The organism is Aliikangiella maris, assembly GCF_040719265.1.
Classification (GTDB): Bacteria; Pseudomonadota; Gammaproteobacteria; order Enterobacterales; family Kangiellaceae; genus Aliikangiella; species Aliikangiella maris.
The window spans coordinates 249,643-273,384 of sequence record NZ_JBFDAH010000007.1 but is presented as its reverse complement, the minus strand read 5'-3'; the positions used below and the strand labels follow the sequence as shown (position 1 = coordinate 273,384).

18 protein-coding genes are annotated in these 23,742 nt (G+C 35.7%); 9 read left to right on the top strand and 9 right to left on the bottom strand.

The features are described 5' to 3' along the window. Window positions 1-203: 203 nt before the first annotated feature. From ABVT42_RS09125 to ABVT42_RS09115, 3 genes are all read right to left on the bottom strand, one after another. Complete coding sequence (locus tag ABVT42_RS09125) at window positions 204-611, bottom strand: hypothetical protein (protein ID WP_367023692.1); 408 nt, start codon at window positions 609-611, stop codon at window positions 204-206. 778 nt (window positions 612-1,389) lie between these two features. Continuing rightward, entirely contained in the window at window positions 1,390-4,083 is a 2,694-nt protein-coding gene (locus tag ABVT42_RS09120; RefSeq protein ID WP_353897956.1) for a pre-peptidase C-terminal domain-containing protein, read from the bottom strand. 865 nt (window positions 4,084-4,948) lie between these two features. Continuing rightward, on the bottom strand, window positions 4,949-5,230 hold the full coding sequence (locus ABVT42_RS09115) for a hypothetical protein (protein ID WP_353897957.1): 282 nt from the start codon (window positions 5,228-5,230) through the stop codon (window positions 4,949-4,951). Between the two features lie 1,024 nt (window positions 5,231-6,254). On the opposite strand from ABVT42_RS09115, the gene ABVT42_RS09110 reads away from it, so the two are divergent. The 3 genes from ABVT42_RS09110 (at window position 6,255) to ABVT42_RS09100 (ending at window position 7,028) form a co-directional block, all read left to right on the top strand. Then, on the top strand, window positions 6,255-6,422 hold the full coding sequence (locus ABVT42_RS09110; RefSeq protein WP_353897958.1) for a hypothetical protein: 168 nt from the start codon (window positions 6,255-6,257) through the stop codon (window positions 6,420-6,422). 48 nt (window positions 6,423-6,470) lie between these two features. Then, on the top strand, window positions 6,471-6,674 hold the full coding sequence (locus ABVT42_RS09105) for a hypothetical protein (protein WP_353897959.1): 204 nt from the start codon (window positions 6,471-6,473) through the stop codon (window positions 6,672-6,674). A gap of 111 nt (window positions 6,675-6,785) precedes the next feature. Next, complete coding sequence (locus tag ABVT42_RS09100) at window positions 6,786-7,028, top strand: hypothetical protein (RefSeq protein WP_353897960.1); 243 nt, start codon at window positions 6,786-6,788, stop codon at window positions 7,026-7,028. A gap of 302 nt (window positions 7,029-7,330) precedes the next feature. Here ABVT42_RS09100 and ABVT42_RS09095 read toward each other — a convergent pair whose 3' ends face one another. Further along, on the bottom strand, window positions 7,331-7,483 hold the full coding sequence (locus tag ABVT42_RS09095; protein WP_417281479.1) for a tyrosine-type recombinase/integrase: 153 nt from the start codon (window positions 7,481-7,483) through the stop codon (window positions 7,331-7,333). 431 nt (window positions 7,484-7,914) lie between these two features. Between ABVT42_RS09095 and ABVT42_RS09090 the strand changes: the two genes are divergently transcribed. Both ABVT42_RS09090 and ABVT42_RS09085 read left to right on the top strand, forming a co-directional pair. Beyond that, window positions 7,915-8,322, top strand: a complete 408-nt coding sequence (locus ABVT42_RS09090; RefSeq protein ID WP_353897771.1) for a hypothetical protein — start codon at window positions 7,915-7,917, stop codon at window positions 8,320-8,322. Window positions 8,323-8,345: 23 nt separating this feature from the next. Beyond that, complete coding sequence (locus ABVT42_RS09085) at window positions 8,346-8,993, top strand: hypothetical protein (protein WP_353897770.1); 648 nt, start codon at window positions 8,346-8,348, stop codon at window positions 8,991-8,993. 628 nt (window positions 8,994-9,621) lie between these two features. Here ABVT42_RS09085 and ABVT42_RS09080 read toward each other — a convergent pair. Both ABVT42_RS09080 and ABVT42_RS09075 read right to left on the bottom strand, forming a co-directional pair. Next, a complete protein-coding gene (locus ABVT42_RS09080) occupies window positions 9,622-10,341 on the bottom strand; it encodes a trypsin-like serine peptidase (protein WP_353897769.1) in 720 nt (239 codons plus the stop codon). A 217-nt stretch (window positions 10,342-10,558) separates the two neighbouring features. Further along, window positions 10,559-12,364 (bottom strand): diguanylate cyclase, encoded by a 1,806-nt coding sequence (locus ABVT42_RS09075; protein ID WP_353897768.1) that lies wholly within the window; start codon window positions 12,362-12,364, stop codon window positions 10,559-10,561. A 1,659-nt stretch (window positions 12,365-14,023) separates the two neighbouring features. Between ABVT42_RS09075 and ABVT42_RS09070 the strand changes: the two genes are divergently transcribed. Next, window positions 14,024-14,998 carry a helix-turn-helix transcriptional regulator gene (locus tag ABVT42_RS09070; RefSeq protein WP_353897767.1) on the top strand — a complete coding sequence of 325 codons (975 nt, stop codon included), beginning with the start codon at window positions 14,024-14,026 and terminating at the stop codon, window positions 14,996-14,998. A gap of 633 nt (window positions 14,999-15,631) precedes the next feature. On the opposite strand, the gene ABVT42_RS09065 is transcribed toward ABVT42_RS09070, so the two are convergent. From ABVT42_RS09065 to ABVT42_RS09055, 3 genes are all read right to left on the bottom strand, one after another. Beyond that, window positions 15,632-15,859 (bottom strand): hypothetical protein, encoded by a 228-nt coding sequence (locus ABVT42_RS09065; protein ID WP_353897766.1) that lies wholly within the window; start codon window positions 15,857-15,859, stop codon window positions 15,632-15,634. Window positions 15,860-16,121: 262 nt separating this feature from the next. After that, window positions 16,122-18,035 (bottom strand): ATP-binding protein, encoded by a 1,914-nt coding sequence (locus ABVT42_RS09060; protein WP_353897765.1) that lies wholly within the window; start codon window positions 18,033-18,035, stop codon window positions 16,122-16,124. 3 nt (window positions 18,036-18,038) lie between these two features. Beyond that, on the bottom strand, window positions 18,039-18,839 hold the full coding sequence (locus tag ABVT42_RS09055) for a response regulator transcription factor (protein WP_353897764.1): 801 nt from the start codon (window positions 18,837-18,839) through the stop codon (window positions 18,039-18,041). 369 nt (window positions 18,840-19,208) lie between these two features. Between ABVT42_RS09055 and ABVT42_RS09050 the strand changes: the two genes are divergently transcribed. The 3 genes from ABVT42_RS09050 to ABVT42_RS09040 all read left to right on the top strand — a co-directional run bounded on the left by ABVT42_RS09050 (window position 19,209) and on the right by ABVT42_RS09040 (window position 23,609). Next, window positions 19,209-20,675 (top strand): hypothetical protein, encoded by a 1,467-nt coding sequence (locus ABVT42_RS09050; RefSeq protein WP_353897763.1) that lies wholly within the window; start codon window positions 19,209-19,211, stop codon window positions 20,673-20,675. Window positions 20,676-20,684: 9 nt separating this feature from the next. Further along, window positions 20,685-21,443: a VWA domain-containing protein gene (locus tag ABVT42_RS09045; protein WP_353897762.1), complete on the top strand. Its 759-nt coding sequence runs from the start codon at window positions 20,685-20,687 to the stop codon at window positions 21,441-21,443. 489 nt (window positions 21,444-21,932) lie between these two features. Continuing rightward, window positions 21,933-23,609: a hypothetical protein gene (locus tag ABVT42_RS09040; RefSeq protein ID WP_353897761.1), complete on the top strand. Its 1,677-nt coding sequence runs from the start codon at window positions 21,933-21,935 to the stop codon at window positions 23,607-23,609. The last annotated feature ends 133 nt before the right edge of the window (window positions 23,610-23,742 follow it).

Here is a 23,742-nt window from a genome sequence, read left to right as displayed (position 1 = left end):
TTGATCGCGAAATGAGATTGCGCAGCCGGAACTCACCATTTAAAATGCTTCTGCGCATGATTGGCTGATAAAAAATCAATGGGGGTTTCTTTTTTCAGGGGCGACTAAGTAGTGAGTTAAGGTACTTGACGAACCAATCGCAGTCAGTTGCGATAAATCATCTTTCTGTTTCATCAATTGAATGAATCCTTCACCATCAATATTTAATTTTTGTAAAAAGGTTCATGCTGTTCAATATAACCTCGCTTATCATTGCGAATAGCTCGACCAACCCAATCAGTGAGTTGTAAGTAATCTTGTGTCGTAAAAGAAAAACTGTTTTGATGGCTTTGATGGTTTGATAATTTCATTAAGGGAATAACTGGTTTATTGTTTTTCTTAAGTTGGGTAATTCGCTGCTGAATGCTGGTGTAATCAGATTGCTCAAAATTCTTGGCTATCCTAGCTCGAATTGGGTTGAGGTCGACATAGCTCATAGCTGTCAGTACTGCTGCTTCATCCAGTAGTGGTTGAGATTTAAATCTACCTTCCCACAAATTGTTCTGGAAACAAATTTGAACATCGGAGGAACGACGATGGCCCGAAGGGTGAATGCCAAGGAAGGCATTCATAAAACCTGCCTTTACAGTTATCTTCCTTATTCGCTTTATGCGCTAAGTATTCATTGAGACAACGCATCAACCAGGAAATATCTGACAATCGTCTTCGCCACAGAGAAAAGCCCAACGAACGCAACGGGAAATACAATGGTAGTAGGGAGTGGTTTCTAAATCGATAATAGTTTTACGGGCGCGAGTCATGATTAATATCCTTATTAATACTTTATCCTATGAATTAATTTAACTGACTGGTGCTTGTTTGTCTAGTTGATATTTGAGAGTATTGAACGATAGCTATGGGTGTCCCGTTTCGTGCGTTGTACACATAAGCATCAAATAAATCTCAAAAAAGAAACCAGTAAAACCGATAAACAGTCAAATCTAAAAAATTAAGAGACTTGTTTTAAATAACTGTTTCTAAAAATTAAAACTGTTAACTTGTTTACACACACTGCCTAAATTAAAATTATTGCAACATCGCAATTAACCAACCACTTAAATCACAATTAACTTAACCGTCAGAATTTTTTACTAAAAAATGAAGTTTTCTTAATATATTAATTTTCCAGCTACACAGTTAATTTATCAGTTCGATAACACTTTGCAAACAAAGCCATCCGCAATTCAAATAATTGAGTTAAATATCATCAATGTTTTTCTAGCAGAATTATTTAAAATCCCACTTAATACACTAATTTCCAACTAAAATAATTTCACACAAAGAAATTTAAAAAATAAAAAAAGCGGAACCAAAGTTCCGCTCAACTTACTCCACTAAACACGAGAGATTTTAGTGATGACTAACACGTAAGCTAGTATCTCCATGATTAGGATTACTAACCACCGTAATATATAGCCAACCTTCAGGTGGGTTGCTAATAGTCATTGACTCATTATTACCTGACTGAATTGATGATGCATCATAGATGCTATCAGTTGGCCATGTGCCTGTAAGTGCATAAATGTCAGCATTACCTGTACCACCTGCTAATTCAATTTTGACACTCGATGTTCCTTTTTCGACATAAGTGTAAAAAGAAGAAGTATTGCTAGCCGCGCCCACACACACCGCTTGATTATTTTTAAGTTCGCCGCTATTCGTTGTAGCAGAGGCTCCATTACAGGCATCAAAATCACCACTCGTATTGGTTCCGGCCGATTGATAACTAGCTACTAAGGATACATTTTTATAAGTATTATAATTTTCCACCACCACATGCCAACGACCTGACTGAGGTTCATTAAAGACACACTCTTCATTGTTACCACTTTTATAGGGACGACAATCATTATTATTTGGGGTCGGCTTACGGTCATGGGCAACCATTATATCTGCATCACCAGAAGTATTTTGGCCACCAGACATAGTAAACTTAAGGTCCGCGGCATTCGCAGGTACATCAATGTAAAATTCAAGGTTACTACCATCTGCTGGGGTAGCAATATCAATTGCTTTACCATTTTCTAACTGTCCATCAGTTGGTATTGGAGCGGGCGTGTTATCACCTGGAATTTCTTGCTTATTGTATAACGCATTAACATCAGCGGCTGTCAGCGCTTTATTATAAATTCTGACATCATCTAAAATAGAAGGTGACGAAGCATCATCATCTGCTGCATTAAACAGGCGTAATGGATAATAATTTTCAATTAGACCGTCAGCAATATTACTACCATTTTTTGAATTGCTCACTTCCTGGTTGTTAACCCAAGCACGCACTTTACCACTTGAGCGATCCATTACCATGACCAGATGATACCAGGTGTTTGCCTGAATATTATTTTTCGAGGTGCGATCAAACATTTCTGTTGAATTATCAATCCGATCACGCTGCAAGTTTCCGTTAAATGTCCAGCCAGCGCCATTTTTTAAATGCGAAATAGACCAACCGCCGCGAGGTGTCTCAACCCTGTTACTGATTACTGCACCACCTTTGGAAATCAATACACCTCTATCACTAGGCACTTGATCATACTTCACCCATAAAGAAGCACTTAAGCTACCATCTAATGGATCCCCTACCCCGGCACAACTGACACGAGCATTCGTTTTTGTTTTATTGTTTCTTAATGCTCTGCCAATTGCGCCGGACGTACTATTGGAAAAACGAATTCCTTTTTCTAGCTGACAATCCGCTTGATAAACACCAGAATCATAGGCAATAGAACCACTCGTTTCATCCAATTTAAAATGCGAAGCCAATCCATTATTGCGAACATAAACTTTTACGCTTCCATGACGATTAGTTAAACCTGAATTATCTTTTACATGATATTTAAAAGTATCCATTCCTAAATAACCTGACGGCGGTGTGTAGCGCACGTTACCATTACCTAAATTTGTAATGACACCACCCTTTTCACTTGAGTTATCAATACGTGCAATTGAAATAGAATCACCATTACCGTCATAATCATTTTCAAGCAGATTAATATCAACTGATTGATCTTGATTGGTATTTGCAAAATCTTCCATTGCATGAGGTGGTAGTTTAGCGCCGTAAATAATTGCCGGTGCAGCGGCTTCATGAGCAACATGACTATGATCAATCATACGTTGCACGGTCGATGTACCAATTGCCGACTCGGCTGAAGTCATGGTATCGCCCCAGGAACTTTTATGACCTGCACCGAATTGATGAGCCGCTTCATGACCAAGAGAAGCTGATTGAATTTTTAATGAACCAATATTCCCGAAGACAACATGATTAGCATTGTTCGCCTGAAAGATCCGACCTCCAGCCGAACCTCCACCAGACTTTTTAAACTGGTAAACCAGGTTTAAATTATTCTGGTTATTTTGGTTAACTTTATTTTTCCATTCTGTCATATAGTTTCCGGTAAAGTCATCTTTACGAATAACAACCTCTCCTAACTCCCAGGCAATTCCCATATCTCTGGCATAGAAAAAATCATTATCATTGATTCGCTGCTCTATTCTTGCAAGCGCTTTGTCGATACTTTTAAAATGGTTGTAAATAGAATATTGAATTTCAGCGCCAAGGCGGATTCGACGCATTGTGTATTTAGGAATGATATAACCGCTGTTAGTTGGAGACGTTCGATCAACTGAACGACTAATCACTTGATTGCCAGTTCCTGGCTCTGCAGTACCGGAATCACCAGACACATTTATTTTTTTATTATTTATTTCAATATCGACATTGCTGTGTCTGCCATCGCTAAATATGGCATTCAATTTATTACCCGGCTCAATATTAGCTGTGACTGTTAAACTCGGATCCGATTCAACATAACCGCGATAAGTACGTACTTCCGGTGGTGTAATTTCTTGATAACTATTTTGTTCCCAAACTTGTAATCGAAAGTTAGCAGCTCTAACAGAACGCTTTTTCAAAATTAGGCGATCTCTCTTTCCATCGTTAGTCACATCACCAATATTAACCGTTAAGTTATCTGGCAAAATAGCCTGCGCACTACCTACAGTGAATAACATTATTGTTGCAGTAATTATTTTATACATCAGTCTCGGCCTGTTTTTTGATAGAATTCAAATACGAGTAATCGCCTATTCTTAATGATTATTTTCAGTTTTTTTTTATCGTCTTCACTTGCTATTTTTGTTTTTTACACTGTTTTAAACCATCAATTAAGTCAGTGATGTGCATAGAAAAATAGAGAATTAAAGTATTTCTCTTACAACTCTATTTTTGTTATTGCGCACCATAAAAATATTTTAAACAAAAAAAGCAAACAAATACTACGTGAATATTCAACTACTTTTAGTTGAATATTCACCAATATACACATCACCAAAAAATGTCCAAAGCTGTCAGCACTATAAAATAAAATCTCATTAACTTTAACACTGTTAAAATAAGCAGCTAGTCAAATCAAAATTATTTTTATAAATTGAGAACTAGCTAATGTTTATGGATACTCTCACCGAGCTAGTTGAGTTTTTCTTTTAACTCAGCCGCAATACTCTCTTTTGTTGTTGGGTGTTTTTGTTGAAATACATCATGGTCAAAGTTTGTTTTTAAGCTGTCATTAATCCGTTGCTCCATCTGGTTGTAACTGAGTGACAGTGAATAAATCAGGTTGTGTTGTTCATGACTACTTGGGTGTTTGAGTAGCGAACATAAAAACCGGCGGTAATGTCCATGACTTGACTGGCTTCTAATAAAACACTTTCAATTTCTTGTTATTTAAAAAAGATTTTATTGTTTATGAGTAACGCCCTCGGTTGGGTGAAGGTGTAATCAGTGTTTGTTTGCCGGTTTGAACGTCTTGAATAAATTGATTTACGAAACTGATAAAATCACATTTGACTAAAGGGGTGTTAAAAAGCATGTCGGTATTGTAGTGGTAGTTGAAGATATCAATATTCATTTGATTCGGTATTCATTTGATTCAGTATTCATTTGATTCAGTTGTAAATTGAAACGGTTTTCCATTTGAAAGTAGTTACAACAAAGTGAGTAGATTTGATATTGCTCTTTACTGCTGTTGAGTTTTGTGAGGTAGGTGCCGAGTAATTCACCGGAAAGCCCTAATAAGTTTCTGGCGTCTATGAGGAGTTGTTCGAGTTTTTCTTTTTGTGGATTAGGTTGTGTTAATGCGTTTGGTTTGATGAATGATTTTAAAAAGTCATTGGGGGGTAATGGCATGTTTGAATTCCTTTTGTGTTTCTTTTGAAGTTTCTTGTTTACAGTTTTCAAATTCAGTTTTATGTTTTGATTTTAAAAACTGGTCATACTGCTTATGAGTTAGCTTAAGGAAATAACTGCTTTCCAAAAAACAAGCTTTTCAACTGACCAGAAAGAGAGGACTCTTTTTTTGCTCTCGAACTCAGTCGGCCCCATTAACCATGCGTTTGCCCAGTTTCTCAAACTGGGTTATGACGGATTATTTTGGGCTGATTGGTGCTTTTATTAGGGCACCAGCGAGCCTTATTTGAATATCTCAAATATCAAACAATTCGTCTGAAACAGGTTAATGGGTGTTAAGTGGGTATTTTTTTCTTTAAGAAAAAGTAGGTTAAATGCAAGGCATGGAAGCCAGTAATAACAAAAACACACCTGAGGTGTTCGAGAAACTGGGCTCACGCTGTTAGCGACAAAGCTTTATAATAAAGACAAGTCATAGTTAGTTTCCTTTACTGGGTTAACTGTGGCCTAGCTCTGGGGGGAGGTGCGAACTCTCTCCTGGAGCGTCTGACGGCCATCTAACTTTTAAGTTAATGGTTTTAGTTGGCAACTTGTGAGTTGTTCAAATTTTATTTTTTGGCCTCTGTTTTTTACAACAGAAAAAACTCAATTCAAATACCCAACTCTTGCAAAATGACCGACTGAAAAAGCAGTCAATTGCGGGAGAAATATTATCATAAAAAAGCAGTAAAAAACCTAAGAAAAAATTGGAAAAATCAACGTTATTATTTTGGATATTAACGTGCAATTTCTTATGCTTTTTTGGAGTGATTTGTTCTGTTAGTAGGTAGGGGTAATTAACTTTTATTAAAAAAATAAAAACAGACTATTTTTGATGTAAGTTATAGAAACTAAAAGTAAGAGAAATAAGAAGATAGATTTAATTTGAGATAATTATTTAAATGCCGTGAGGTCATCAACCCTCTCTATACGGTGTGTCTATTTTAATGTAGACTCATAAAAATTTTGACTAAGGGAGTTTAGTGTGAAAGTCATTAAAAAATCAGATAGGATTGTGAACTTGTGTGAAAAATATTGGGAAGAGCACAAGAAAAATTGTAGTGGCTATGTCAAAGATATTGCAAAAAATCTTGGTATTACTCTAGCTGGTCAAGCTAATAATATTGTTGATCAAATACAAGAAAAACCATAGATTATTCTAGAGTCGGGTATACAAGCTCAACAAAAAGCAGAGCTAGGTATGTTGGTTATTGTTGGGCTAAAGGCTCAACCACATGGGCATGTTGCGATAGTTGTACCAGGTCCTTTGGCTCATGGAAAATATCCAACAGCATATTGGGGTAGTCTGGGCGGAGTTCCTAAAAAGAATACGACGATAAATTGGTCGTGGAATAAAAAAGATAGAGATAATGTTATTTATGCTTGTAGGAATCCATTGAAATAAAAAAACAACTCGTGATTTATTTTTTACTGATTTCAGTTTTACAGGTTTCATGCGTGAGCTCTGAAAAAAAAAGAAACAGAATCATGTGGTATAGCTTCGCATTATACACTAATGCATGTTGAAGGATACGATATTAAGATATTTAATCCTAATGATTCAGTTAAACCTGATATTTGGGAGGGACCAATATGTTTTCAACAGCTATCTTCGGGCAATGAATGTATTGCAGATTATTCATTAATTAAAGCAGTGAGAATTATAAAAGGTTTAAGTGTCGCCGAAATTGATGTTTTTAGTGGTTCAAATAATACACTAAAAAAAATCTCTTTGGATTCGTGTAAGGGGATTGAATAAAAAATATTTTTGTATTTAATTGCAGTAAATCTTACTAAATACGGAGTTGACAAGGTTATGAAGTTAAGTAAGCGAGGTAGCCTTTAAGTAGCTTTGCGAAATAAAGGAATTCTTATCTACTGTTAAAATAATAAGAACTTTAACGTTCGCGCAATCTTCACACAAAACAACCAAATGATATTCAAACTTAACCAATCGCTACAACCAATTAAAAGTAATGTTAAATGGATGTCCAAACTTTTTAAATGACTTTTTTCTTTTTTTAAACTTAAATACCTTAATTAAATTATGGATAAAATGAATTAAAGATTATCTAATGGGCTTAAAGTGCCCGTGGAATTTTGATTAAGTACATGGGTGTAAATTTGAGTCGTCCTCACATCTGAATGCCCTAGTAATTCTTGAACCGTTTTTTCTTGTCTATCTTTTTGGTGTAGTTGTTTAACAAAGTCTATTTGAAAATTGAGACTTGAAATACATTGATTGGGTAGAGGAACTTTCTAATCCAGTAAGCATCAGTTTTTTCTGTTTGGAGTGAGTAATTTAAAGCACGAATTTTATTTCTAACTTGGGTAAGTCGCTTGGTTTTTTGCTGACTATTCATGGTGAAACATCCTTGTTTTAGATTATTTTATACCACTTGAATAAGTCGTTACGTTCAAGCGATTGCATGATACATTGCTTAATTATTTTTTAACTGATTGAAAATAAAGTTATATTCTTAAATGCGATTGTTGTTTATAAGAAATAAAGCAACCTTTCCGCACTTTGCTAATCGGTTAATTTAAGGTAAATTTTTGAAATAATTAATGAATTTCAAAATGAAGTGAATGTCTATTGCAGATTATATTGCTTTGGTGCATTCAATAAGCGTTAGCAGGGAAACATGAATCAACAAACCAATACTATCGTAGGCTTAATTATTGCGGTAGCTATGGCTATTGTTTCTTGGGTAACAATTTATTCAAGACAGCGACAACTTGATGACCCAAGTGATGATAGCGTTGTTTACTTTTATCAATTAATAGACGTTTGTAAATTGCAGCCAAGTGGTAAATACCTTCTGCGTGTTTTACGTCAAAGAGGGAACTTACAAAAGGATGATCAAATATTTTCATCTTATGAATCAGCAATAAAAGCCGCTGTATCTACTTTTAAGCGTGCTAAGATTGAATGCGCATATATCACAAAAAATACTGAAGTTGAGTTTTTCTTTCGTCGCCCATATTGTCATCATGGCGGAAGTGCTGAAGGCAAAAAAGTTGGTAGCGTTGAATTATATAAAATTGAATAGCTACTGCTAACAATGGTAAGCACTTGACCCAAAAAAAGCTACGCTTTTCCGGTCAAGTGTTACAAGCGTTAGCTTTAAACAATCCTTGTCAATCATCGAGAAAGTCCATGGAATTATTTAAAAATACAAATTTTTTTCAGCGAATAAACGTAGCAGCAACATTCCTAATAGTGGCTGCATTGGTAAAGGGGATTGTTGATGGGCTAAAGGGATATGCCGATAGCAATTCGGTGCTTAAATATTTTTCTGCCAATCTCGATATTTCGATACTAGCGGTTTTTGTGCTGTTCTTTAAAATTAAGATGATGATTGATGATCATCATCATTTCAGCGAAGAAAATCAAGGCACAAGTGGTTATCGTTGGGCAGGTTTCTTTTTGGCGTTCGTGGTGTGGGTGTTTATTGCCTTGTCAGGATATTTTATTCACAACGCAATTAGATCTGCTGAGCTGTTATCGCTGAGCCTACTCTTATCAATAGGGTGGATCGCCATTCACCTGAAAGAGATAACGAAAAAAACACCAGTAAGTACTGATGCAGTAATCGCTCAGATTAGGCAGAAATGGGTTTTACTGAATGTGGCTTATATTGTTTGTCTTGTGTCTTATATAGGATGGCTAGAGCCTATTGTGAAATCTGGTGAAATTATCTTATTGTGGCTCAAGCCTTAGCCTTTCCCGCTTCATGGATCAATAAGTTAGAAAAATCTCGGATTTCATTTTTATATGCAAATGCAAAAATACTTCGTGAAAATACGACCAGAATAGATCGAATTTTGGGTTCAGTGTTTTATTGGACAATGATGTTGTCAGGCTTATCAGGCGCTTTTCTGGTGCTTTTAAATTCTCTGGGTTTTATACCAGAATAGGAGCTTAACAATACGCTCAAAGAGCAAGAAAGAGGATATAGCTCAAATGATGACAAAACTGTATGCACTAATTGCTTTGAGGAATATGGTCTAAAACAGTTTATTGAAGAACACCAATCCGACAATATATGCTCATATTGTGAAAGTGATGATGTAGTTGTCGCATGTACTCTCGATTTATTAATTGAGTATATTTTAATCAGCATCCATGAAGGCGAGCTAATCCGGGATAGTAGTTTAAGTTTTTCTTCAGTAATCGTAGGAGGTTTCATCTTGTTATAGCGATGTGGTCTTCGCCAGATATAGTCAATTACCTGTTTTCTTTTTTACAGATTTTCTTGATAGTTTTTGAGTGCCAGATACGAGATAGTCAGAGTGTCTTGCAATTTTATTATTCATTATTATGCATCTCTAAACCGATAATTGTCTTGTTACTGAAAACTAGCTTTCCAGCTTTCAAAATCATTGATTAACTCTTTGTTGACAGTTCGAGCACGCCCTTCGGATACATGGACGCCTACAAGGTATTCTGCATTTTGAAAAGTTGCCCAAACAGGACCTCCGCTCATTCCCTTGATTGTGTCAATCTCATAGTAAAAAGTCGAATCATTTGGGATTGGCTGAACTATTTTTCCTGCGCCATATTTTAATTGTCCTCCAGGATAACCTGCCACCTCTACAGTTGGTATATCACTAATATTTACGGAACCGTTGAATGTTACAGAATCAACAACTGAAACGGGAACATCTAATTTTAGAAAGGCATAATCGGTAGAGAAGTCCAGATTGTAGTGACTTACTTTACGAGTTTTTTCGATTCCGCTTTGGCCGACAACTGTTGTGACGACATTACCATTGCTTCCCATGCACGAAACCTGAACACTGACTAGCTTGGTTTGCCATGAGTCATACAGATTATGAGCTGCGGTAATAAGATATTGTCCCTCAATAAGAGTGCCAGTTGAATTGAAGCCTAAACGAAATCCCAAAAATCGAACTGAGCGTACAGTCCTCAAGTAACAGATGTTTGATGGAACTGCATCGGTAAACATTTGTTGGGGTTCTTCAATACGGATAGGTACTGATGTACATGAAGTTAGTAATAAAAAAGCAATAGCATTACAATAAAGCAGCAAAATCAACTTGCGCATTAGTATTCAGCTCCTCAAGGATTATCATGTAGACCACAACAATGTAAAGTTGTCAGTGTTGCTGGTTTTGTTAAGCTATTTATATATTAAAGGATAGCTCTTGCTCATAATGAAAGACCTTATTACTTAAAACCGAAGTAAAATCACTTTTAAAAATATAAAAATATAAAAATATAAAAATATCAAAATAGCATTAGCCGTTTTACAGATTAAAATTTTAAGACAGTACTACATAGCAATTTCTACCTTTACGTTTCGCTTCGTAAAGTGCTGTGTCGGCACGTTTGATAGCATCTTCGGCTGTTTCGTCGTAGGGCTGAAGAATTGAAATACCCATACTAAATGTCACTTTAGGGCAATCATCGGGAACATCAATTTCCAAGCATTGATTAACAATTTTTGTGTAAATTTGTGCGGCTTCTTCAATGGATGCTTGGGGTAAAATCAATAACCATTCTTCACCACCAATTCGGCCAAAGTAATCAACTTCGCGAATAACGCTGGTTACCGCTTTGGCAAATTTAATCAATACATAGTCACCAATATCATGTCCGAATGAGTCATTGATTTTTTTGAAAAAGTCGAGATCTAAAATACAGTATAGGCAAGGTGCATTGTAGCGCTTAAACCGATTAAATTCTTCTGTCGCTTTTTGTGTAATATGGCGTCGGTTAGAGACTTTGGTTAATTCATCAGTCATTGCCATTTTTGCAATTTTTCTTCTGACTTTTATTTCACGAAAAATAAATATGATTAAAAAAATGACAATGACGCTCAGCGCGGCAGTACCTAATAAATAGATAAAGTTTTGTTTTTTTTGTTCAGAAATCTTTAGTGCTTGCAGTTCATTTTTTTGCTCAAGTAGCTGACGTTTTTGTTCTTCCACTTGATTCTCAAACTCATTTTGTACTTCATGAACTTCTTGCCTACTGTTTTCGTTGTAGATTAAATCGAACAGTTCAAAAACCTTTTTGGCATCTTCGGCAGCGTCCTTAAACTGCTCTTGCTCCATGTGCATTTCGGCTTTGAGCTTAAGTAATCCGATTTGTGATTGCTTATCGCCATGCTTTAAAAACCAGTCTAATTTTTTTAGCGTTTCACGGGCCTTATCAAAGTCCTTTTGTTTGATGTAAATTTCGAGTAATTGAAATAATGAAAGGTTTTCTAACCGCTTGTTACCTAATTCGAGTGAAAGTTTATAGGTTTCTTCAACATATCCGCGTGCAACAGCGTATTCTTTTTTCTTAAGCTCAAGCTGACCAAGCTGACTTAAAGCAAATGCAATACCATCAACGGCATTAAATTTTTTAGCAATTTCTAATGATTTATTTAAATAGTATTCACCTTCTTCCAGTTTGTTAATTTTTATAGAGGTATAACCAATATTATAATAGGTCGGGGAGGCCGCCAGTGGGTATTTTTCTTCATCCATATGGCTGAGTGCTTTCTTAAAATATTGAATCGCTTTTATTTGATCGCCTGTCGCATCATAAATTAGCCCAATATTTTGTAATATTGCCGGTAAGTAAGTGCTTTCTGTCTCTGCAAAAATATTATATGCGGTTGTTAAATAGGTTAATCCACTTTTGAGTTCATTGTTGTAATAGCAAGATAATCCATAGTTCATATTGGCATAACCATAAAGTTCTTGGTAATCGCTATCTTTTAATGAACGTAAAGTTTCATCATATAAACTTTTTGCCTCGGGCCAACGTGACATTTGAGCAAAAGCCGATGCCAAGCTGATGCGGAATTTAGTGATGAGCTTAAAATCTTTGAGCTTTTTAGATCTTTCATAGCCTTCTTGGGCAATAGCTTCATATTTTGCTAAAAAACCAAGTGCAGCTTGATACTCTCCCTGAGTATAGAGAATGGTTAATTGATCTTCTTCGTTGAGCGTGCGAGAGGCCAAAAACTCTTCGATCTTTTTACTGGATTTTACGGGGTCATATTCAAGACTATTTAAAAATGCTTTAACTTCCGGACTTTCGGCCTGCAACTGAAATGCAGTTAATAAGAGCAAATTAAAGATTATGAACAGTCTTTTGCAATACTTCATAGATGGATGCAGTTTTCTCAAATTTATTAAAAATTATAGTATGAATTTGATTTATATGTAATTTTTTCACAATTTACGTCACCACACTTTACTCGCTTTGATTGCTTATTTCACCAATTTATTTGATGATTTAAGCTATTTTATAAGCGGTTTTCTCAGATAATAAAGTGTCAGTGGTTTTTTATTTCAATCATAACTTTTTGATAGTTTATTTACACAGAAGCTAATATTTTAAATTGAGATAAAAAAGTTAAGAATAATATTTATTGGCGTGCTTGTGAGAGATATTCATTAAGAGTTATTGAACAATAATATAGATTAAGAATATCGATTAAATATGTTGGCTGGTAGGGTAGCATCGGGTTGTTACTGAAACTTAACGGGTTATTCAATTTATTTACAGGGTCATTTATAGTTCAATGAAAGCCGTGTAAACTAAAACAATCAGCCGTCCCTGGCCTCACCTTTATCCTTTATATATGGGTTTAGCTTTCCAATCGCTTAAGTATTTTCCAGTATATACTTTATCTTCCTTGTGCTTCCCTTTTGTGGCAGGTTGAGTAGTGCCATCCTATGGCAATTTTCTGTCCTTAAGGCTAACCATCCACTGGCTAAGACAATGACATCCATTTGATTCGGTTTCTGATTACCAGAAATTCGTTTAACTACTCTATTTTTGTTATTTTGTTCCGTTTTTTATTTTATTGTCTTTTTCTTTTATTTTTTCTTGTTAACTTAAAGTAATGCTGACTTTTAGTTATAAAATAATATTTAGCAATAAACTTAAAAATCCTAATAAACCAATTTGTTTGTTAGATTTGCTTCCTGCTTTGGTTGAATAATATACCAACCTTCCATGACAAATTTATTTCTATCAGTGGATTTTATGTCTTTATATGACGTTAATATTCACTGAGTGTACGATTTGCAAATTTAATTTTTATCATCTACTTTCGCTAAATTAGTACGTTTCTCATCGAAATCTTATTTTTTTGCCTGTTTTCTGAGCAAATAATGCACCTTCCTTGGTTAAAATACAATCCATTAATATTACCAATTTTTATTACCAATTTGAGTCATTTGCCTATTCATAGTCCCAGTCCTTGTAAAAAGCCTTTACGACTGAAAATTCCCTATAGTTGAGTTTCCTTGTGACCGATTTTCCTATTCACTCCTTCAATTTTGCGGCCTTGCTCGAGTGGGGTATTCCCTTATCTTTTTTATATCCGTGTGTCCATTTTATGAGGTCACATTATATAAGGTTACATTCAATCAACTGATTCTATCCGTAATCCTTTTGTTTGTTGTTCTGCAAATCAATTTGCTTTCCTTAAGCTTGTAAGACTATGTTAAGCTTCATTTTTTGGGTATTTCATTCCTTATGTTTTGCTCCATTGCGAAGCACCGCCTTGTGGTCTACCCCGAACTATCTTGTTGCCGTATCTTTCCGTGAGGCTATTGATAGTCGTTATGAATTGCCTAACTTATTGATTTTTATGGTTTTATATATAGATACCTTGATGGGGTATCGTTGCCGTGAATCATCGCTCACTGGATGCTATTATCAGCGACACATGTCTCAAAAGGTGAGACAGTCAGTAAAAAAATAAAAGGTTTTTTGAAATGGATGGTTTTGATCGAATTTATGATTTACACCGAATTCTAAGCGGGCGAAAAACTGCCATTGCTTTGCAGGAAATCTTGAGCAAAATGGAGTGCTCACGGGCAACTTTTAACCGGGTTAAAAAGCACATGACTGAGTTTTTGGGGGCTCCAATCATCTATAACCGTGAGCTCGGCGGCTATCAATATGAGCAAAGCAGTGCATCCGGCTATGAGCTACCAGGCTTGTGGTTCAGTCAGGCAGAACTTCAAGCTCTGCTGATGATTCAGGCGCTCATTGGGCAAACCGGCGTCGGGTTACTTGCCGAAGAGTTGTATCCAATCAGTCAAAAAATTAGCCAGTTATTGGGTAAGAATGCGCTACCAATTGAATCGATCTCTAGTAAAGTTAAGTTGTTGGGGGTCGCGGTTCGGAATGTGAATAATACTTCGCTCAGCAAAATGGTAGAAGCGACGTTAAGAGGGTATCGAATCAAAATGCGCTATCGTTCTCAAGATGAAGGAATCCTGACGCATCGTGAAATATCTCCACAAAGAATTATAAACTACCGAAACAACTGGTATGTTGATGCTTGGTGCCATGTGCGAGAGGATTATCGGACTTTTGCATTGGAGAATATTGATCAGATTGCTCCTTCAAGCGACGACTACCGATTAATTGATGCTAAATTGCTTGATGATTATTTTGGTGAAAATTATGGCATTTATGCAGGAGGAGAAGTCGATTGGGTGACTCTTCAATTTGATACATCGATTGCCCTGAGGGTGATGGAGGAAAGCTGGCATCCGCAGCAACAAGGAGAATTAATGGATGACGGCAGTTATCACCTGACTTTTCCCTTTAATAAAACTAATCCGCAAGAATTGATTCAAGACATTTTAAGATTGGGTAGTCAAGTTAGCGTCTTATCGCCAGCTTTATTAAAAGATAAAGTCATTGAGCAGCTCAAGCTTACCCTGGCAATATATCAATGAGGCTATTTCATGTTTGCATTTTAGCTAAACGCTCACATTTTTATTATTAGAAGGCAGTTAATGGTTTGACCAATATTTAATCAGTTAAGGTTGTTGTTAATCTGTCGATATATTGTTTGATTGTTATACAGCACTTGATTTGAACCGCAAGTATTTGAATCGAAGTTAAATTAAGTGTAAGCGCTGGGTTTCTATATTCAGTGGTTGTATGAACTAATGATTTCTTCCCTGTAAATTGCTCTCCAGTCTGAGCAGGTCTGCACGCAAACAAGGATTGAATTTGATAGAGTAATACTTGTTTTGCGTGCTTTTTAATTCCTTAGCCAATAATATTCAGCAAACTATCTTTGAATATCGTGTGACCATCTAAAGATCGCGCAATTATGCAGCTAACAGCGAATCTAGGTTAGATAAAAATTTGTACAAATTAAAAAATAGCGGATGAAATAAATTTGATTTAAATGAAATTGGTGTGGGTGAAAGTAATATTTTTGATAAAAAGGGCTGAATTATAAGATTATCTATTAAAATAATTCGTCAATTTAAAAGAGAGTATGTTTATAAACATAAGCCATTAAAGTGAATCAATGGCTTATGTGAAATTCTTGCCAGTCGATTTAAATGCTGAGCAAATTATATGCGCTTACTTTTTTCGAGTTTTCTTTTGCTTTTTTCGAGGGTTTTCTTGCTTTTGCTTAAGGTTTTTTTGCTTTTGTTGAGTGAATCAGCTTGATAACTGGTTAGTTCCATTTTGGCTGGTTGCATAATTTCATTGACAGATAAAGTTGATGCATTTGCACTCAGGGCGGTCAAAGATAAAGAGGCGACTCCCAAAACTAAAGATAGCTTTGTGTTTTTCATTTTAATCACTCCAGTTGATTACTTTTTAAATTCAGATTGAAATTTAGGTTTAAATTCAGTTGAATTGTCCCATACCACTTAATTCCAGACAATTACTTAAAAATTGGCTGTTATTACAAACCTCTAATATAATAACTGATCTCCATAAAAATAAAAGCAAAAAAAAGTGCGATTAAAGTAAAAAATAATTAAATCACCTGTACCTAAAATAAAAGATTCAATATACAAAAGACTTAATTATATTTATTTGAGATTAAATCGATTAAGTTAATGTCTGAAAGGAGTGAGACCATTTCTCTAGTTCGCTGTCCAAATTAGATTCACCAAGTTCAAATTCCTGCTCTTGCAGGCGAGATTCTGCGGTTGGTATTTTAATATCAAACATCACACCATTAATATCAAGCGGTTCAAAAATTAACTGATGTTGTTTTTTAAAAGGTGCAATTGTAATTTGCCATTGGCTTAGCGAATAGCTGCTGGGCGCTAACCATTTAAACGGCTGATATGACGCCACTAGACTTTGATATTTTTCATCCTGTTTATCTGCATGGGCAATGCAAAGTGAAATTATTGGTATATCAAACTCAAGCACAATTGATTTTTTTAGTGTTGGCTTTTCGTCATCATCATCTGTGAGACTATCTGAGTCAGGATTTTGTTCAGCAAGAATTAACTGACAAAATAACTGGGTTTTGCCAAGCAACTTGTTTTCGTCAAGTTGTATAGCGATATTGTAAGTGTGAAGTTCATCGTTAGCCAATAGTATGTCGAGCTGATATTGCTGCGGTTGATTATATAAATTGAGTGGTTGAATATGCCCTTGATAACCATTAATAATTTCCTTGCAAAAAAAGAGCCCTAGTCCCTTGCCGTGGTGTGCTTTTTTTCTGCGAGTTGAATAGCCTAATTTAAAAATATCCTGCAAATTTTCGTCGGCAATATGTGGGCCATGATTATAAATGTTGATCCGGATATGATTCTCTGCAGATTTTAGTGAAATAAAGATAGGCTTTTGATGTTTTTTTGTGGTTTTTCTCTGTGAGAAAAATAGGGCATTCTTAACTAAGTTTTCAAGTAATAAACGTATATGATTAACATTGCCAAGCAATACTTCGGTAGGTGCTAAATCAAGAATAAACTGTGAATTACTAAAATAAAAAGCTTGAGAAAACTCGGCTTCATTAATTTTTCCAAGGGCTATTTTTTCGCTGATGATTGGCTCATCACAAAATCCTGTGATGCTCGTGAGTATCGCTAATTGAGGAAAAAACACCGGAGTGGTTGGCATGTCAATGTTATCGCTTAACCTTTGGGGAATAGTGCTATTTAAGCTATTACTTAAATGCTGCTGAAAATAGAGTTCTTCACATTCAATCAATTGATTGCCTATATGTAGTGCCAAATTTTCTGCCGTTGATAAATCAAGCAAATCCCACAGGTAGCGCATGGCATCAATCGCAGAACGATAATCTACTATGCTTTGTATCGCGCGTTCATTTTGAGGCAGTATTGCCATTGTTTTTTCTTGTAAGTTATGTGGATAAATTGACCTTTCTTCGTTTGAATGCGTTTGGTGAACATTGATCGCTGAGTCTAACGATGTCTTACCGCTCTCTGATCGCAGACTCTTTGCCGTATAGTCAGGTGATTCATATAAGTTGAGAAAGTGTTGTTGCTCAATCGCATGCTGTAACGCGGTAATTACTTTGTCAAAACTGATAATGCCATTGTGACGAATTTCTGCTGCAATGCCTTTGAAGTGAATAAATTTTTCGTCATATTCAATATATTCAAGTAATTTGTCGCTGATAAAGAGCTTTAGTTTTTCGGTGTGGTTTGAATATAAGTGAACTTTTTGCTGTTCTTGCTTTTTGCTTTTAAATAAAAATGCTAATTGGCTTTTTAAGTGACTAACCAGTTTTTTTGCTTTTTTTTGGCTCGAGAAAAACAAGCTAATTTCAACTAAGTAAATCGTTCCTAAAAAAAGTAGTGCGGCTAATTTTGTATTTAAAGTAAATTGATTTTGTAAAATTGGATATTGGTACAGTAGCTCCGTTTCTTGACTGAGTATCAACAGTGTAATAACTAGCACCGAAAACAGCAGACTAAACCAGGGAAAGATTAGTCGAATTGGCGGAAGCTTGGGTAGGGCTTGCTGTTGTTCACTTTTGTTCATTGATTATTTTTTCCAACAATAGGCGCCTTCGTCGCCAAATGTGACAATTCCTCGACCATTTTTACATAAGGTTAAAAAGCTCGATTGACTTGCTTGCCGGGCTGCCTGTTCAAATGCGTGTCGCAGTGTCTTAATATGCTGTCGATAATTTGCATAAGTCAATTTTTCTAAATCTAGTTTTTCAGCCATTTGGTCAGTCGTCAGTGGATGTGGTGATGCGTTGACGAGTTGGCGTAAAATTTTTCTGGGAATAGGCGTGAGCGGGCGCTGAGAATTCGCTGGATTCATTAATTTAATACCATGCCAATAAACATTCCAACTGGTTAAATCAATCAACAGTTGGCCACTTTGAATGATGTTATCTGGGTGACTGATTGACAAATTATTTGGCGCATTTAATTTAGCCTGCCGAATTAATGCTTTGATTCGCCAACAGACAACCTGCTCAACATTTTGTTGGTGTTTGGCGATAAAATCTTGTGCCTGACTTAGTTCAAAAGCCTTTTCTTCAATATGCGTGCCGCTATGCTCAGATAGATAAATAACGGGTATATCTCGCCACTTTTTAGCAATTAAATGGGATAAACAAATACCAGCATCATCATTGCCATTCATGTTGGCATCTAAAATGATGATATCTGGTGTCGATGTGTGATGATTTATTGCCTGACGTGCCGTTTCGACAAATCGATAAACAGCCACTTCATTGCTTGTGGCACCATCTGCGAAATCAGCGTTTTCCAGTATTGCCTTGAATTTATTGACCCAGTGTAATTGGTCTTCAACCCAGAAAATTTTAGCCATGGACACCTCATTATAATAATGGTGATAAAGTTTATAATGATGACAATAGAACCTACACCCAAACTACATAAAATCCATATTAAACGAGACTCACTGGTCATAATTGGTTGCCGAGGCTGTCTCACAAGGATGCATAATTGCACACTTTAACAGCTATTGGCTTTTAATTTGTGGCAATTTTTAGCAAATTTTGAAGATTTTTATTCAGTAACATGTAATCAAGCATTCATTTATCTTTAGTTTTCTAAATAGTGTGCTTTTCAACGTTATATTCTCACCGATTTTTCACAGCGCTCGGCCATACTGATTGGGCTGTAGTATGGCTTATTATTCATTTTGGTTTATTTATTGTTAATTAAGGAGGGCTTTATGGCAAATGAAACGATGACTTTATGGTCCGATAGTTTGGCGGTGTCGCTAATTATCTGGGCTTTACTGGTTGTAATTGTTTTTTATCTTGGTCGCGTTCAAGCGCATAAAGTATTTCAGTCAACCGGTAGCGCAATTTACACCTTAATGCGTCAATGGGCGTTAAGTTTACTAAAACTTGAATTACGGATGACCCAGCGTAATCATGAAATTTTAGTTGCCAACGGTACAAAAGCGGCAGAAAAATCAATTGAGCGGGAGTTTACTCGGATTAATCATATTGTACAGCGTGATCTGGCGCAATATCCAGGTTTACATCGCCAAATTATGGAAGCAGTTGAAAAAATTGAAAGTGATTATCAAAAATCAGTCGGGGCTGCACCGCTACCACCGGCATGGAGTGAGGTTGTTGAAACTATTTCAAATTTGCCAAGCAATGGTGATCCGACGGTAATAAAAATACTCACGAACATTAAAAAAGCGGTAGAGCAATCTCATGAGCAAACATTAAAAACTTATAAAAAAGCATCAGCTGAAAGTCATCGCTTATTGGCTCAGATGCAACCGCAGTGGCGCAGTATTCATGGATGCTTAAATGCAGTAAAAGATAAAATTAGTGGTTTAGATAAATGTTCCAAAACTATCGATCAACAAGTTTCCCATTATGTTGAAATTCTTGCTGCCAAAAATAGCGCACTGAATCGCTTGGAGTCTTCTGCGTTAACCCAATTTTTTATTTCGGGATTGGTTTTGTTTATTGCTATCCTTGGTGGTTTAATTAATTTCCAGTTAATAGCAATGCCTATGTCTGAAATGGTGGGCGGTGCAAGTTATATTGGTAGTATGAAAACTTCCGACATTGCTGCTCTGGTGATTATATTAATTGAAATTGCCATGGGATTATTTCTATTGGAGTCGCTTAGAATTACTCATTTGTTTCCAGTAATCAGTTCAATGGATGATCAAATGCGTAAAAAGATGATGATAGTCACCTTTGTGATTTTGACGATTCTTGCTTCAATTGAAGCCTCTTTAGCCTATATGCGCGACTTACTGGCTTTAGATAGAGAAGCGCTGCAACAGTCGCTAGTCAATATTGGCGCTGAAACAGGCATTGTTGAAGCGCGTTTTCGCTGGATTCCATCGCTTGGACAAATGATCATGGGATTTATTTTGCCTTTTGCTCTGGCATTTATCGCTATCCCGCTTGAGTCTTTTATTCATTCACTAAGAATTATTCTTGGGTTATGCATCATTGGCGTTTTGCGATTACTACGCGTGATAGTACGTATGTTTGGCAGTTTATGCCGACATTTAAGTGATATTATGGTGAGTTTATTTGACTTGACTATTATGTTGCCCGTTAGTCTTGAACAACTGATTAAGCAGCGTCGAACAGGGCTGCAAGTGCAAAATCAATCAATGTCTCAAACTAAAACCATTAAAACCGGCACCCATGAAATATAGGAGGCACTTATGAGAAACTGGCAAATAACTATTACCCATTTGGCTGATTTAATCCTTCGATTAGTGCCACCATTTATTGTTCAATGGTCACGACGATATTCAATCAGACCTTGTCAAGTCTTACACAAAGGTGTGTTGCTGGTAATGCTTTTATTTTTACCGGCATGTCAACAGACTCAGCAAGGTCAGCGGGCGGTTTATCTACTAATTGATACTTCCGGTACCTACACACAAGAGCTGACTAAAGCGCAAGCGATTGTTCATTATTTACTGGCGACTTTAAACAGTGGCGATTCTATTGCTGTTGCACGAATTGATAGTGGAAGTTTCAGTGAAAAGGATATTATTGCACAAGTTACTTTTGATATTCGACCAAGTACGGCCAATGATCAAAAGCGCTTGTTTAAGCACAAATTGGAACAATTCGTTAACACCTTAAAATCAGGTAGCCGCAACACGGATATTACAGGTGGTGTTATTCAGGCATCAGATTATGTCAACGAGACCCAAGCAAAGGAAAAATATGTGCTTATTTTTTCAGATCTGGAAGAAGATTTACCGAAAAGCCATATTCGAAATTTTCAACTGGATATGCAAAATATTCATGTTGTCGCGTTAAATGTAACCAAGTTACGTCAGGATAATATTGATCCACGTGATTATAAAAAGCGTTTGACTGATTGGCAGCAAAGAATTGAGCAAGGTGGAGGGCACTGGCGCGTTGTAAACGACTTGGAGCGCTTAGATAGACTCATTGGGTTTCAATAATCGTTGGCGCATTAATTTAATTGGCGTTATCTAACCATTTAGGTAACGTCTAGCTTCACTCCGTAAATCTTTTTCCAATGTCTATTCCCCATTTATCTCTCAGTTATCATCTTGCACTTATTTATTTGATTATTTTTCTAGTCAGAGGCATATCTTAAAATAGTAATTTATCTAATGCGGTTTATCTTCTATATTTTAACTAATTAGTATAAATAACATATCTTTATAATTTAAATTAATACCTAACTAATCTCAACAAACTGTTGTTAAAAGTGGTTTATAGAAAACAAATGGTTCAAAATATTTTTAGTTGATTAAGTTAATCATAGGGTGGTAAATTAGACTCAAAATTATTTAATAAACATTAAAATAATAATTAATCGCATTATAAAATTAAAATAAGAGTAACGATTATAAATATAATAATTTTAATTACTTCTTTTAATTACGTGCTAATTATTGGGTACTCCAAGGGAGGTATCTGCTCTTATGACACAAGCCAGTAGCTTGCAATCTTTACACCTGCTTGTTGATGAAATTACTGCCGAGATTAATCAGCTAACACAAGATATTGAAAGCTTTGCAGTTGATCCGGATAATAAAACATTGCTTAAAGGGCCTATTAAGCAAATTAATAAGTTGAAAGGTATTTTTACGCTACTCGAATTCAATGGTGCAATAGTGTTTTTCAGTGAAACTTTAGCACTGCTGGAACGCTTGGCTAAGGGTGAGAAAAATGAGCGTCAAAAATATTTAGAAACGGTATCAACGGCTATTATCAAATTTTTACGTTATTTAGAGCATATCAGTCAAAAAGCATTTGATATTCCACAACTTTTATTACCGACGATTAATCAACTGAGAGTTTGCTACGGCAATAGTGAGCTGAGAGAGTCGTATTTTTTTAAAAAGGGTTTTAATAAATCAAGGCTTGGCAAAGTTAAGACTTTGATGATAACTGAGGAAAGTGCGAGTAAGTCGCGTCATTATCGACAAATGTATCAGATTGGATTAATCGAAGTCATTCGTCAAACCAATCTTGACGGGGGACTGACTATGATGAAAAAGTCGCTGCATAAGCTCGATAAGGACTGTGTTTTACCCAAAAGCCCCAACCTATGGTGGATTGCACAAGCCTCCATCGATGGATTTGTCGAAAAGAAACTCAGGTTAACTAAAAGTCGATTAAAGCTTTTTTCTATGCTTGATCGACAAATTCGACAAGCTGAAAATAAGCCTGAATTTTTATTGGTAGACTCAAAATCTGAAATTAATTTATTAACCAATGAACTATTGTATTTGGTGAGCATTTCTGGTTGCCGAACGAAGTTAACCCAGCAAGTGTGTCAGCATTTTTCAATAAATAACCAAATTGTTAATGATGAGTTGCTTAATGAAGAGTTAAGAATTTTACATGGTTTGACTAATCAGGATTATCACTCCATTGTTGAGTCTTTGGTCGATGAGGTTGAAAATCTGGAAACGCTATTGTTGCAAACAAAAGTGCTATCTTACACGACTGAAGAAATCGAATCGATTAAACAAAAAATGATTGGTTTAAATAATTTTTTGAAAATCTTGCATATTGATGATCAGGTGGTAAGGATTACTGTAGTGGTTGAACTAACTAATCAAGTAATCGAAGAAAAAAGAAAAATAACACCCAAAGAGATTAATATTTTAATGATTGCATTAAAAGGTTTAAAGCAATCCGTTATTGATTCGGGTTTTGAAAAGTATGCTGGTATTTTGTCTACTCAGCGAGAGATATTGTCGAGTGCTCAGTATAAAATATGTAAAAATGCACATGAAAAAGTCAAACAGTTTATTACCGATTTTTCTGACTTTATTGAAAGTAATCGCAAGGTTGTACTGATAAAAGAATCCGCTAAATTACTCGACGTTGTTACACAAAGTTTTACTGACCTGAATGAAACAGAATTAGCGACTATCAGTAATGAGTGCGTTAACTATTTAAATTATTATATTATTAAAAATCCGCGCACAATTAGTGAAGAAATCATTCTGGTTTATGCCGATATTATTGGAAGCCTCGAATTTTATTTGGAAACTTTACAATTTACTAAAAAGCCGAACCCTCGGATTATTCAGTTTGCTAAAAATAGTTTGGCACATTTAAAACGTTTAAAAGCGCAGCAATCATGATAAGCGTTTAGTGTGAGCTTCTTTAATTACTAAATATAATAAGTCAACATAAATAGTTTGCTTGGTTTTTATTGTTAAGCCTGATGATTTTTATAGACTCTCTCTTCATTATAGTTCAATTTTGCTGATCTTG

What these genes read in the sequence shown, in the direction of transcription:
- ABVT42_RS09125 (WP_367023692.1), bottom strand. Translation starts at nt 611, where the DNA reads ATGAATGCCTTCCTTGGCATTCACCCTTCGGGCCATCGTCGTTCCTCC.
- ABVT42_RS09120 (WP_353897956.1), bottom strand. Translation starts at nt 4,083, where the DNA reads ATGTATAAAATAATTACTGCAACAATAATGTTATTCACTGTAGGTAGT.
- ABVT42_RS09115 (WP_353897957.1), bottom strand. Translation starts at nt 5,230, where the DNA reads ATGCCATTACCCCCCAATGACTTTTTAAAATCATTCATCAAACCAAAC.
- ABVT42_RS09105 (WP_353897959.1), top strand. Translation starts at nt 6,471, where the DNA reads ATGTTGGTTATTGTTGGGCTAAAGGCTCAACCACATGGGCATGTTGCG.
- ABVT42_RS09100 (WP_353897960.1), top strand. Translation starts at nt 6,786, where the DNA reads ATGCATGTTGAAGGATACGATATTAAGATATTTAATCCTAATGATTCA.
- ABVT42_RS09090 (WP_353897771.1), top strand. Translation starts at nt 7,915, where the DNA reads ATGAATCAACAAACCAATACTATCGTAGGCTTAATTATTGCGGTAGCT.
- ABVT42_RS09080 (WP_353897769.1), bottom strand. Translation starts at nt 10,341, where the DNA reads ATGCGCAAGTTGATTTTGCTGCTTTATTGTAATGCTATTGCTTTTTTA.
- ABVT42_RS09070 (WP_353897767.1), top strand. Translation starts at nt 14,024, where the DNA reads ATGGATGGTTTTGATCGAATTTATGATTTACACCGAATTCTAAGCGGG.
- ABVT42_RS09065 (WP_353897766.1), bottom strand. Translation starts at nt 15,859, where the DNA reads ATGAAAAACACAAAGCTATCTTTAGTTTTGGGAGTCGCCTCTTTATCT.
- ABVT42_RS09060 (WP_353897765.1), bottom strand. Translation starts at nt 18,035, where the DNA reads ATGAACAAAAGTGAACAACAGCAAGCCCTACCCAAGCTTCCGCCAATT.
- ABVT42_RS09055 (WP_353897764.1), bottom strand. Translation starts at nt 18,839, where the DNA reads ATGGCTAAAATTTTCTGGGTTGAAGACCAATTACACTGGGTCAATAAA.
- ABVT42_RS09050 (WP_353897763.1), top strand. Translation starts at nt 19,209, where the DNA reads ATGGCAAATGAAACGATGACTTTATGGTCCGATAGTTTGGCGGTGTCG.
- ABVT42_RS09045 (WP_353897762.1), top strand. Translation starts at nt 20,685, where the DNA reads ATGAGAAACTGGCAAATAACTATTACCCATTTGGCTGATTTAATCCTT.
- ABVT42_RS09040 (WP_353897761.1), top strand. Translation starts at nt 21,933, where the DNA reads ATGACACAAGCCAGTAGCTTGCAATCTTTACACCTGCTTGTTGATGAA.